The organism is Methylobacterium sp. C33D (assembly GCF_053345825.1).
In genome coordinates this window covers 1-11,990 of sequence record NZ_JBKFAV010000050.1, presented here as the reverse complement: position 1 = coordinate 11,990, position 11,990 = coordinate 1, and the positions used below count along the sequence as shown (strand labels likewise).

The 11,990-nt window shown below is 70.3% G+C and carries 9 protein-coding genes and 1 pseudogene; 2 read left to right on the top strand and 8 right to left on the bottom strand.

What is annotated here, in order from left to right:
• On the top strand, positions 1–1,005 hold the full coding sequence (locus tag ACLBXO_RS27940) for an SMP-30/gluconolactonase/LRE family protein (RefSeq protein ID WP_331314718.1): 1,005 nt from the start codon (positions 1–3) through the stop codon (positions 1,003–1,005).
• 133 nt (positions 1,006–1,138) lie between these two features.
• On the opposite strand, the gene metH is transcribed toward ACLBXO_RS27940, so the two are convergent.
• From metH to ACLBXO_RS27920, 4 genes are all read right to left on the bottom strand, one after another.
• The gene (metH, locus tag ACLBXO_RS27935) at positions 1,139–4,891 is read right to left on the bottom strand and encodes a methionine synthase (protein ID WP_447687443.1); all 3,753 of its coding nucleotides are present in this window, start codon (positions 4,889–4,891) and stop codon (positions 1,139–1,141) included.
• A 169-nt stretch (positions 4,892–5,060) separates the two neighbouring features.
• Positions 5,061–5,312, bottom strand: coding sequence for a hypothetical protein (locus ACLBXO_RS27930; RefSeq protein ID WP_447687442.1), 252 nt, complete (start codon positions 5,310–5,312; stop codon positions 5,061–5,063).
• Positions 5,313–5,355: 43 nt separating this feature from the next.
• Positions 5,356–6,276 carry a methylenetetrahydrofolate reductase [NAD(P)H] gene (gene metF / locus ACLBXO_RS27925; protein WP_447687441.1) on the bottom strand — a complete coding sequence of 307 codons (921 nt, stop codon included), beginning with the start codon at positions 6,274–6,276 and terminating at the stop codon, positions 5,356–5,358.
• A gap of 56 nt (positions 6,277–6,332) precedes the next feature.
• Positions 6,333–7,343 (bottom strand): ArsR/SmtB family transcription factor, encoded by a 1,011-nt coding sequence (locus ACLBXO_RS27920; RefSeq protein ID WP_447687440.1) that lies wholly within the window; start codon positions 7,341–7,343, stop codon positions 6,333–6,335.
• Between the two features lie 185 nt (positions 7,344–7,528).
• Here ACLBXO_RS27920 and ACLBXO_RS27915 point away from each other — a divergent pair, with 185 nt between their 5' ends.
• Positions 7,529–8,110 carry a histidine phosphatase family protein gene (locus tag ACLBXO_RS27915; protein ID WP_447687439.1) on the top strand — a complete coding sequence of 194 codons (582 nt, stop codon included), beginning with the start codon at positions 7,529–7,531 and terminating at the stop codon, positions 8,108–8,110.
• Positions 8,111–8,113: 3 nt separating this feature from the next.
• Here the strand turns inward: ACLBXO_RS27915 and ACLBXO_RS27910 are convergent, their stop codons facing one another.
• From ACLBXO_RS27910 to ACLBXO_RS27895, 4 genes and pseudogenes are all read right to left on the bottom strand, one after another.
• Positions 8,114–9,010 carry a bestrophin family protein gene (locus ACLBXO_RS27910; protein WP_447687438.1) on the bottom strand — a complete coding sequence of 299 codons (897 nt, stop codon included), beginning with the start codon at positions 9,008–9,010 and terminating at the stop codon, positions 8,114–8,116.
• A 112-nt stretch (positions 9,011–9,122) separates the two neighbouring features.
• Positions 9,123–10,061 carry an ROK family protein gene (locus ACLBXO_RS27905; protein WP_447687437.1) on the bottom strand — a complete coding sequence of 313 codons (939 nt, stop codon included), beginning with the start codon at positions 10,059–10,061 and terminating at the stop codon, positions 9,123–9,125.
• Complete coding sequence (locus tag ACLBXO_RS27900) at positions 10,061–11,434, bottom strand: dicarboxylate/amino acid:cation symporter (protein ID WP_447687436.1); 1,374 nt, start codon at positions 11,432–11,434, stop codon at positions 10,061–10,063. Before ACLBXO_RS27900 ends, ACLBXO_RS27905 begins: the two co-directional genes overlap by 1 nt.
• A gap of 246 nt (positions 11,435–11,680) precedes the next feature.
• Positions 11,681–11,990 (bottom strand): annotated as a pseudogene (locus tag ACLBXO_RS27895) (hypothetical protein); the annotation flags it as partial.

The following is an 11,990-nucleotide window of genomic DNA, read 5'->3' as shown; positions in this document are numbered from 1 at the left end:
ATGGTCATGATCGCACGCAGGGGGCTGCTCGCCGGAGCGGCCCTGATCGGCGCCGCGCGGGCGGCCGGAGCCGGCTGGGAGCCGTCGCAGCGGGTGCCCGACCCGGCAGTGGAGATCCTCGATCCGGCTTTCGCCAAGTACCGCCTCGCCTCGGCGACGGTGGAGCGGGTCGCCACCGGCTTCCGCTGGGCCGAGGGGCCGGTCTGGTTCGGCGATATGGGATCGCTGCTGTTCAGCGACGTCGTCAACGACCGGATCATGAAGTGGGAGGAGGCCTCCGGCGCGCTCTCGGTGTTCCGCAAGCCCTCGAACTACGCCAACGGCAACACGCGCGACCGGCAGGGCCGGCTGATCACCTGCCAGCACAGGACGCGCAGCGTCACCCGGACCGAGCACGACGGCAGCCTCACCACGCTGATGGACCGGTTCGACGGCAAGCCGCTGAACTCGCCGAACGACGTGGTCTGCCATTCCGACGGCGCGGTCTGGTTCACCGATCCGGCCTTCGGGCCGAACCCGCACGAATCGATGGCCACGCCGGAGCTTCCCGGCAACGTCTACCGGATCGACCCGAAGACGGGGCAGGCCAGCGTCGCTGTCGAGGGCGTGGCGGGTCCGAACGGGCTCTGCTTCTCGCCGGACGAGTCCAAGCTCTACGTGATCGAGGCGCGGGCGAAGCCGAACCGCCTGATCCGCGTCTACGACGTGGTCGAGAACGGCACCAGGACCGCGAACGGCCGCGTCTTCTACGATGCCGGGACCGGCACGCCGGACGGGTTCCGGGTCGACGTCGACGGCAATCTCTGGTGCGGCTGGGGGATGAGCGAGGCCGAGGACGGGGTCATCGTGCTCTCGCCGCAGGCCAAGCTGATCGGCCGGATCCGCCTGCCGGAGCGCTGCGCCAACCTGTGCTTCGGCGGACTCAACCGCAACCTGCTTCTGATGACGTCCACGCACTCGGTCTATTCACTGTACGTGAACACGCGGGGTGCGGGGACCTGCTGAGGTTGGATGGGCGGCTCGCGCCGCCCTGCCGTCCTTGCGAGCGGAGCGAAGCAATCCAGGGGCGCCGCGTTGATCGACGTCGCGCTGCCCTGGGTCGCTTCGCTGCGCTCGCGATGACGGTGGTGCCCCGCCCCTACTCCGCCGCCTGCGGCATGTACCGCGCCGGGTCGTAGTTCAGGATCGGGCCGAGCCAGCGCTCGACATCGCGGACATCCATCCCCTTGCGGGCGGCGTAATCCTCGACCTGATCCCGCTCCACCTTGGCGACGCCGAAATAGTGCGCCTCCGGGTGGGCGATGTAGATCCCCGACACCGACGAACCCGGCCACATCGCGTAGGACTCGGTCAGCTTCACGCCGATCCGGCTCTCGGCCTTCAGCAGGTCGAACAGCGCGGTCTTCTCGGTGTGGTCGGGCTGGGCCGGGTAGCCCGGGGCCGGGCGGATGCCGTCGTACTTCTCCAGTACCAGCTCCTCGGGCCCGTAGGCCTCGTCGGACGCGTAGCCCCAGAACTCCTTGCGCACCCGCTCGTGCATGCGCTCGGCGAAGGCCTCGGCGATGCGGTCGGCCAGCGCCTTCACGAGGATCGCTCGGTAATCGTCGTTGGCCCGCTCGAAGCGCTCGGCGATCCGCACCTCCTCCAGGCCCGCCGTGACCACGAAGCCGCCGACATAGTCGGCGATGCCGGTCTCGGAAGGCGCCACGAAATCCGACAGGCAGGTGTTCGCCCGCCCGTCGCGCTTCGAGAGCTGCTGGCGCAATCCGTGGAAGGTGGCGAGCCGCTCCGACCGGCTCTCGCCCGTGTAGAGCGCGATGTCGTCGCCGACGCTGTTGGCCGGCCAGAAGCCGATCACCGCCTTCGGGTTGAACCAGCGCTCCTCCACGATCTGCTTCAGCATCCCTTGCGCGTCCTCGTAGAGGGCGCGGGCGGCCGGGCCCTGCTCGGGATCGTCCAGGATCGCCGGGAAGCGGCCCTTGAACTCGTAGGTCTGCAGGAACGGCGTCCAGTCGATATAGGGCACGAGGTCGGCGACCTCGTAGGAGCCGTAGACCCGTGTGCCGGTGAAAGTCGGCTTGGCGGGCTTGTAGGCCGACCAGTCGATCTTGAAGGCGTTGGTCCGCGCCTTGGCGAGCGGCAGCCGCTGCTTGTCGGCCTCCGAGCGCCTGTGGGCGTCGGCGACCTTGGCGTACTCGGCCCGGACCTTCTCGATCGTCGGCCCGCGGGTCTCCTTGGAGATCAGGCTCGACACCACGCCGACCGCGCGGCTCGCGTCGGTGACGTAGACTGCCTGGCCCTTGGCGTAGGCCGGGTGGATCTTCACCGCCGTGTGGACGCGGCTCGTGGTGGCGCCGCCGATCAGCAGCGGCACGTCGAGCCCCTCGCGCTCCATCTCGCCCGCCACATGGACCATCTCGTCGAGCGACGGGGTGATCAGGCCCGACAGGCCGACGATGTCGACCTGCTCACGCTTGGCGGTCTCCAGGATCTTGGCGGCCGGCACCATCACGCCGAGATCGATGATCTCGTAGTTGTTGCAGGCGAGCACGACGCCGACGATGTTCTTGCCGATATCGTGGACGTCGCCCTTCACGGTGGCCATCAGCACCTTGCCGGCGGCCTGGCGCTTGCCGTCGCCGCCATTGGCGCGCTTCTCCTCCTCCATGAAGGGCTCGAGATAGGCCACCGCCTGCTTCATCACGCGGGCGGACTTCACCACCTGCGGCAGGAACATCTTTCCGGAGCCGAACAGGTCGCCGACCACGTTCATGCCGGCCATCAGCGGGCCCTCGATGACGTGGAGCGGGCGCTCGGCGCCCTGGCGCGCCTCCTCGGTGTCGGCGACGATGTATTCGGTGATGCCGTTGACCAGCGCGTGCTCGATGCGCTTCGCGACCGGGGCCTCGCGCCAGGACAGGTCGGCGGTCTTGGCCTGGGCCGAGGCGCCGGTCTTGAAGCGCTCGGCGGCCTCCAGCAGGCGCTCGGTGGAATCCTCGCGCCGGTTGAGGACGACGTCCTCGCAGAGCTCGCGCAGCTCGGCCGGGATCTCGTCGTAGACGGCGAGCTGGCCGGCATTGACGATGCCCATGTCCATGCCGGCCTTGATGCAGTGGAACAGGAACACCGCGTGCATCGCCTCGCGCACCGGCTCGTTGCCGCGGAACGCGAAGCTGAGGTTCGAGACGCCGCCCGAGATGTGGGCGTGCGGCAGGGTCTCGCGGATCGTGCGGGTCGCCTCGATGAAGGCCACGCCGTACGGGTTGTGCTCCTCGATGCCGGTCGCGACCGCGAAGATGTTGGGATCGAAGATGATGTCCTCGGGCGGGAAGCCGACCTGCTCGGTCAGGATCCGATAGGCCTTGGTGCAGATCTCGACCTTGCGCTCGTAGGAATCCGCCTGCCCCCGCTCGTCGAAGGCCATCACCACCACGGCGGCCCCGTAGGAGCGGCAGACGCGTGCCGCCTCAATGAATTTCTCCTCGCCCTCCTTCATGGAGATCGAGTTCACGATCGGCTTGCCCTGGATGCACTTCAGCCCGGCCTCGATCACCTCGAACTTCGAGGAATCGACCATCACGGGCACCCGGGCGATGTCGGGCTCGGCGGCGACGAGGTTCAGGAACTCGACCATCGCCTTCTGGGAGTCGAGCAGGCCCTCGTCCATGTTGACGTCGATCACCTGGGCGCCGGCCGCGACCTGATCGCGGGCGACGTCCAGCGCCGCCGCGTAGTCGCCGTTGGTGATCAGCTTGCGGAACTTGGCCGAGCCGGTGACGTTCGTGCGCTCGCCGACGTTCACGAAGGGAATTTCCGGCGTGAGCACGAAGGGCTCGAGGCCGGAGAGCCGCATCAGGCGCGGCACCTCCGGGATCGGCCGCGGCGCCTTGCCGGCGACCGCCTCCGCGATGGCGCGGATGTGGTCCGGGGTGGTGCCGCAGCAGCCACCGACCATGTTGACGAGGCCGGATTCGGCGAACTCGCCGACCAGCTTGCCCATCGCCTCCGGGCTCTCGTCGTAGAGGCCGAACTCGTTCGGCAGGCCGGCATTCGGGTAGGCGCAGACCAGCGTGTCGCAGATCCGCGACAGCTCGGCGATGTGGCCGCGCATCTCGCGGGCGCCCAGCGCGCAGTTGAGGCCGAAGGTCAGCGGCTCGGAGTGCCGCAACGAATGCCAGAAGGCCGCCGGGGTCTGGCCCGACAGGGTGCGGCCCGAGAGGTCGGTGATCGTGCCCGAGATCTGGATCGGCAGCCGGATGCCGGTCTCGTCGAAGACCTGCCACGCCGCCGCCACCGCGGCCTTGGCGTTCAGCGTGTCGAAGATGGTCTCGATCAGGATCAGCTCGGCGCCGCCGTCGATCAGGCCGCGGACCTGCTCCACGTAGGCCTGCTTGACCTGATCGAAGGTCACGGCCCGGAAGCCCGGATTGTTCACGTCGGGCGAGATCGACAAAGTCCGGTTCGTCGGCCCGATGGCGCCGGCCACGAAGCGGCGGCGGCCGTCCGTCTCCTCGGCGAGCTTGGCGGCCTCCCGGGCGAGCCGCGCTCCTTGAGCGTTCAGCTCGTGGATGATCGACTCCATGCCGTAATCGGCCTGGGCGATGGTGGTGCCCGAGAAGGTGTTGGTCTCGCAGACGTCGGCGCCGGCCAGGAAGTAGTCGAGGTGGATCTGCCGGATCGCGTCGGGCTGGGTCAGGATCAGGAGGTCGTTGTTGCCCTTCTGATCGTGGCCGTGATCCTTGAACCGGTCGCCGCGGAAATCCTCTTCGGAAAACTTCAGCCGCTGGATCACCGTGCCCATCGCCCCGTCGAGGACGAGGATCTTCTCCGCGGCGCGCTGGCGCAGGGCCTTGGCGATCTCGGTGCCGTCGACGGGGGCAAAATCGGTCATCGTGCGTCCTGTCAGATCACCTCGTCCTGAGGTGCCGGAGCGAAGCGGAGGCCTCGCAGGAGGCCTCCAGATCTCGTGTCGATCCCTGGAGCCCTCCTTCGAGGCCGCTTCGCGGCACCTCAGGATGGGGTGGAGGGTGGGATCAATCGGGGTTTCGGGCCGGCCGCGGTCAGCCCGCCTTTTCTAAAGCGGCGAGGCGCTTCTCGATGGCATCGAGTCGCCCCTCAACCTCGGCGGCGGCGTATCGGCCCAGGACCAATTCGCCGTTCACAGCTTCACGCAGATTGTCGAAGCGGCGTTCAAACTTATCAAAGCGTGCATTGACTGCTTCGAACTGCTGACGGACGTCAGCGAAGTTCGTCTGCATCTCGGTCCTCATCTCCCGAAGGAGCGGAACGATCATATCCTGCGGCTCAGCCATGGCGGTCACCCCCAGTCACGCCCGAACCGGGCGTCACTGAGATCTAAGCCGCAGCCTTCGCGGCCGCCAGCTTCGGCGCCTGGGCGCGCAGGCCGAGCAGGTGGCAGATCGCGTAGACCAGATCCGAGCGGTTCATCGAGTAGAAGTGGAAGTCGTTCACCCCCTCGTCCACGAGGTCGAGCACCTGCTCGGCCGCCACCGCGCCGGCCACGAGGCGGCGGGTCTCGACGTCGTCCTCCAGCCCCTCGAACCGGGCCGCCAGCCAGTACGGCACCGAGGCGCCGGTGCGGCGGGCGAAGTTCGCCGCCTGCTTGAAATTCTGCACCGGCAGGATGCCCGGGATGATCGGGATGGTGATCCCGGCGGCCCGGACCTTCTCCAGGTAGCGCAGGTAAATCTCGTTCTCGAAGAAGAACTGGGTGATCGCCTGGTCGGCGCCGGCATCGACCTTGGCCTTCAGGGCGTCGATGTCGGCCTCCAAGGAAGAGGCTTCCGGGTGCTTCTCCGGGTAGGCCGAGACCGAGACCTTGAAGTCGCCGATCCGCTTGATCCCCTGCACCAGCTCGGCCGTCGAGGCGTAGCCCTCCGGATGCGGCCGGTAGGCGTGGCCGACGCCCTCGGCCGGGTCGCCGCGGAGCGCCACGATGTGGCGCACGCCCGCGTCCCAGTAGGACTGGACCACCGCGTCGATCTCGTCGCGGGACGCGTCCACGCAGGTGAGATGGGCGGCGGGCTTCAGTCCGGTCTCGCGGACCATGCGGGCGACCGTGTTGTGGGTGCGCTCGCGGGTCGAGCCGCCGGCCCCGTAGGTCACGGAGACGAAGCTCGGCTGGAGCGGCGCGAGGCGCTCGATGGAGTTCCAGAGGATCTTCTCCATCTCGTCGGTCTTCGGCGGGAAGAACTCGATCGAGACGCGGATCGGGTGGTAGCCGTCGCGGCTGGCGCGGTGGGTGGAACGGCGCATCGGGGTCTCGTCCTCTATGTCGGTCGGTTCAGACGAAGTCTGCGGAGATCGGTGCCTCAGGCGACGGCGCGCTGAGGCTGTTCTGTGTCGGTGTCGGCCAGCCCGTCCTGAGCCAGCCAGAGGGTGACGGTCAGCTGGCCCGACTCGCGCGGCGCCAGATCGCGGGTGGCGACCGTCGCGAGCCCGGCCTCGGCGAGCCAGCCGGAGACCTGCTCGGCCGAGAAGCCGAGGCGGCGGTGGGCCTGCCCGGTGCGCAGGAATTCCAGCTCGTGCGGCGCGAAATCCACCACCAGCAGGCGGCCGCCCGGCGCCACGAGTCGCGCGGCGCCGCGGAGCGCGCGGGCCGGGTCGTCGAGATAGTGCAGCACCTGATGGACCACGACGAGGTCGAAGCTCGCCCGCGCGAAGGGCGGCGCGTGGATGTCGCCCTGCCGAAGATCCACCCGCGCGAGACCCTGGCGCTCCAGGTTGGCCCGGGCGACGGACAGCATGGCGTGGCTCGAGTCGAGCCCGGTGGCGCGGCCGGCCCGCGGCGCCAGCAGGCCGAGCATCCGGCCGGTGCCGGTGCCGAGATCGATCAGGCTGCCGATCGGGCGGTCGCCCAGAGCGTCGAGCACCGCGGCCTCCACGATCGCCTCGGGCACGTGCAGGGAGCGCAGCTCGTCCCATTTGGGCGCCAGCCGGGCGAAGAACGTCGTGGCCGCCTCGGCCCGCTGCGCCCGGACGGCGTCGAGCCGCGCGCGATCCTCCGACAGGGGTGGCGCGGTCCGATCGAGACCGGACAGCAGCGGGTCCGCCAAACCGGCGCGGGCGTCGGACAGCCGGAAGAACGCCCAGGCTCCCTCGCGGTGGCGCTCGACGAGACCGGCCTCCACCAGGAGCTTCAGGTGCCGGGAGATCCGCGGCTGCGACTGGCCCAGAATGTCGGTGAGATCGGACACCGACAGCTCACCCTCGACGAGCAGCGCCAGGATACGCAGGCGCGTCTCCTCCGCGGCGGCACGCAGGACGCCCAGGGCTTCCGAAAAGGGGATCGACCCCGCCTCTTGCCTGCGTTCGATAGACATAAAGATATGTTTATGTCCGTTTTCCTGCGGGCGCAAGCACGATCTTGACTTGGTCCGCGAGGGCGCGCGACCGCTCCGGACGGCTGTGCCGAACCGATGAGACCGGAGCGCGGCGGCGGCGTTGATGCCAGGGTTGGTGGAAGGATCGATGGCAGGGCCGCCGAGCGCGTGCCCGGGAGGCGCGCATGTCCGAGAGTCCGTTCCCGCAGATCACGCTGGTCCGACACGGCGAGACCGCCTGGAGCCGGTCCGGTCAGCACACCGGGCGCAGCGACATTCCGCTCACCCAGGAGGGCGAGGACGCGGCGCGCGCCCTCGCGCCGCGCCTGGCGGCCCGCCCCTGCGCGGAGGTCTGGTCGAGCCCGTCGAGCCGGGCGGCCACGACCTGCGCGCTCGCGGGCTTCGGCGACCGGGCCGCGATCGACCCGGATCTCGCGGAGTGGGATTACGGCGCCTACGAGGGCCGGACCACGCGGGCGATCCTGGCCGAGCGGCCGGACTGGCGGCTGTTCCGCGACGGCTGCCCCGGGGGCGAGACGGCGGCGGATGTCGGTGCCCGGGCGGACCGGGTCATCGCCCGGGCCCGCGCCCGCGACACCGATCTCATCGTGTTCTCCAGCGCACACTTTCTTCGGGTGCTGGCCGCGCGCTGGATCGGCCTGGAGCCCCGGGGCGGCGCCCTCCTCGTCCTCGGCACCGCGAGCGTCTCGGTGCTCGGCTACGAGCACGACCGCACCGAGCCCGTGCTGCGCGCCTGGAACGGTTAGGCGCTAGCGCAGCCAGTACCCGTCGGGCGCCAGCGCCTGGGGCATCGGCTCGCCGAGGGCGTGGTGGACGATGCGGTCCACGGCGCGGACCATGGCGTCGAGGGGCAGGTCGTTGGGCTCGGTGCCGAACGGCTCCTCGAGTTCGTCGCCGAGGGCGTCGAGCCCGAAGAACGTGTAGGCCACCAGCGCGACCACGATCGGGGTGGCCCAGCCGAGGGATCCGGTGAGGCCCACCGGCAGGAGCAGGCAGTAGAGCCACGCGGTCCGGTACACGAGCAGCGTGTAGGCGAAGGGCAGCGGCGTGTTGGCGAGCCGCTCGCAGGCGGTGTGCACCCCCGACAGCGCCTCGATCCGGGCCTCGAGGAGGCCGAACTGGATGTCGCTGAGCCGGCCCGCCCGCGTCAGCGCGGCGAGATCGCGGGTGATGGCGCCCAGGACGGAGTCGGTGGGATTCGGGCCGGACAGGTCCGATCCCGGGCTCGTCCGGTCGACGGCGGCGGCCTCGTCCAGGTCGCGCAGGCGGGCGTGGAGGCCGTGCGCGAAGGCGGACAGGCGCCGGAGCTGGAGTGCGGCCTCCCGCTCCGGCAGCAGGGCCGGGAGGGCGCGGGCGAGGTTGCGCACCTCGCCGATCAGGTTGCCCCAGTGCTTCCGGGCTTCCCACCAGCGCTCGTAGCAGGCGTTGTTGCGAAAGCTCAGGAAGATCGAGAGGGCGAGGCCGACCACGGTGAACGGCGTCACCCCGGCGCTGACCGGGAACAGCGCGGGCCACCGCGATTCCGCCCACACCACCGCGCACGAGACCGCGACGATCCCCGCGAGCTTGGGCGCCACCCGCGGCAGGATCGAGCCGCGCAGGGTGAACAGCAGGGTCAGCAGGTTGGGCCGGGTGCGGACGATCATCGGGGCTTCGGCGATGCGGTGCCGTCGTCCTGCCCTGCCCCTTCCGGAGCCGCAAGCGACGTCTCTGTGAGCTGAGCCGTTCGATCGCGCCCGGGCCGCGCTCGGGCCGGCTTCAGACGGCCTCCGCCTCCCAGAGCCACGCCGCCCCGCGCACGCCCGAGGCGTCGCCGTGCAGGCTCGCCCGCACGGGCGTGTCGAAGCCGTCGGAGAAGACGTGAGGCGCGATCGCCGCCGGCAGGCCCGCGATCAGCTCCGGGATGCGCGACAGGCCACCGCCGATCACGATCACGTCCGGGTCGAGGAGGTTCACCACCTGGGCGGCCGCGCGCCCGAGCCGCTCGAGATGGACGGCGAGCGTCGCCCGCGCGGCCGGGCTCCCAGCCCGGGCTTCGGCGACGATCGCCTCGGCGGCGAGGCCGCCGCCGTGCCGCAGCGCGTGGTCCGCCGCCAGGCCGGGACCGGACAGCCAGGTCTCGACGCAGCCCCGGCGCCCGCAGTAGCAGGCGGCGCCCGGCCGCTCGTCGTCGCGGGGCGCCGGCAGGGGGCCGTGGCCCCACTCCCCCGCGATGCCGTTGCGGCCCGTGAGTGCCCGACCGTCGAGGGCGATGCCCGACCCCACGCCGGTGCCCAGGATCACCGCCCAGACCACGCGGGCGCCGGCGCCGGCGCCGTCGATCGCCTCCGACACCGCGAGGCAGTTGGCGTCGTTCTCGATCCGGAGCGGGCGCTCCAGGCGCGCGCCGAGATCGGCCGCGAACGGGTGTCCGTTGAGCCAGTGCGAGTTGGCGTTGCGCACGAGACCCGTCGCCGGGGAGAGGCTCCCCGGCATGCCGATGCCGACGCTGCAGGACGCGCCGGCCTCGGCCTCGAGACGCAGGACGAGGTCGGCCACGGCCTCGACGGTGGCCCGGTAGGCGCCCCGCGGGGCGGGCATCCGCGCCTCGGCCAGGGTCGTCCCGTCCCGGCCCAGCACGATCCCGGCGATCTTGGTGCCGCCGAGATCGATGCCGAGGCGCGGGCGACCTCCGCTCTCCGCCGTCGGCGATCCCATCACTCGGCGGCGGCGACCTTGCTGTCGGTGCCCATCGGCTGCGGCGACTCGTCGGCGATGTGGGTGCCGATCGCGACCGGGTGGGCCATCACCTCGTTGAGCTTGGCGACGTCGAGCTCGCCCTCCCAGCGGCTGACCACCACGCAGGCGACGCCGTTGCCCACGAGGTTGGTGAGCGCGCGGCACTCGGACATGAACTTGTCGATGCCGAGGACCAGGGTCATGGCGGCGACCGGGACGGGGCTGTTCGGGATCGCCGAGAGCGTCGCCGCCAGGGTGATGAAGCCCGCGCCGGTGACGCCGGAGGCGCCCTTCGAGGTCAGCATCGCCACCAGGATGATGGTCGCGTACTGGCTGATCGACAGGTCCACGCCCACGGCCTGCGCCAGGAACAGCGTCGCCAGCGTCATGTAGATGTTGGTGCCGTCGAGGTTGAACGAGTAGCCGGTCGGCACCACGAGGCCGACCACCGAGTCCGAGGCACCGAGGCGCCGCATCTTGGTCATGAGCTGCGGCAGCACCGTCTCGGACGACGACGTGCCGACCACGATCAGCAGCTCGTCCTTGATGTAGGCGAGGAAGCGCAGGATCGAGAAACCCGCGACCCGGGCGATCGTCCCGAGCACCACCAGCACGAACAGGATCGCGGTGATGTAGAAGGTGCCGACCAGCCACGCGAGGTCGTAGACCTTCTGGATCCCGTACTCGCCGATCGTGAACGCCATGGCGCCGAAGGCGCCGACGGGGGCGAGCTTCACGACGATGCCGATGATCCGGAAGAAGATCTGGCCGGCCGTGTCGATCGCGTGGTTCACCGAGGCCGCGCGCTCACCCAGATTCGTCACCACGACGCCGGTGAGGATCGAGATCAGCAGCACCTGCAGGAGGTCGCCGGTGGCGAAGGGGTCGAGGAAGCTCTTCGGGATGATCGCCAGGATGTGGGCGACCGTGGAATCGGCCGCCGCCTTGCTGGCGTAGCTCGCGACCTTGCTGGCGTCGAGCTTCGACGGGTCGGCGTTGAAGCCGGCGCCGGGCCGGATCACCTCGCCGACGATGACGCCGATCAGCAGCGCGATCGTGGACACCACCTCGAAGTAGACCAGCGCCTTCAGGCCGACGCGGCCGACCTTCTTCAGGTCGCCGATCGACGCGATGCCGTGGACGATCGTGCAGAAGATGATCGGCGCGATCATCATCTTGATCAGGCCGATGAAGGCGTCGCCGAGCCACTTCATCGACTTGCCGGTGGCCGGATCGTACCAGCCGAGCAGCACGCCGAGCGCGATGGCGATCAGCACCTGGATGTAGAGCACCTTGTACCAGGGCTCGCGGGGCGCTGCGGCGGGAGCCGTCGCCTGGATTGCCTGTGCCATGTCCATCCCGTGCGACGACCGCGCACCCTCCCGATTTGCCGGCACGCTAGCGATTATCACCCGGCGCCTCAACGGCTGCACGCTTATCCGTCGGGAACCATCCGTGACAAAAGCCTGTCGATCCCGGACGAAGACTGCTCGCTTCCGATTGATTTCCTGGCGCACGAACGCGCACGGGCCGCAGCGCGATCTGCGCTGCGGCCCGTGCGCGTCTCGCGTCGTTGCGCCGCGGCGCGGCGCCGAGGCTCAGGTCTGCTGCTGGGTCCGGCGGGGGCGAACGGTCCAGCGCTCGAACATCGACGCGGGATCCTCGCTCTTCCCGTCCTTGGCCTCGGCGGCGGGATCGGGCTGCTGGTGGATCGCCGCGCCGAGCGCCTGCGACAGGCTCTCGATGACGTCGTCGATGCGGGCATCCCCGTGCAGGGCGTCGCCGGTGCCGGCCTGCGCGGCGGGCGTCTCGGCGGCCGGCGCGGCGTGCGCGACGGCCTCCGGCGGGGGCGCCGGCTCCGGCTGCGGCTCGGGCTCGGGGTGATGCTCGGGGGCCGGCTCGGGCGGG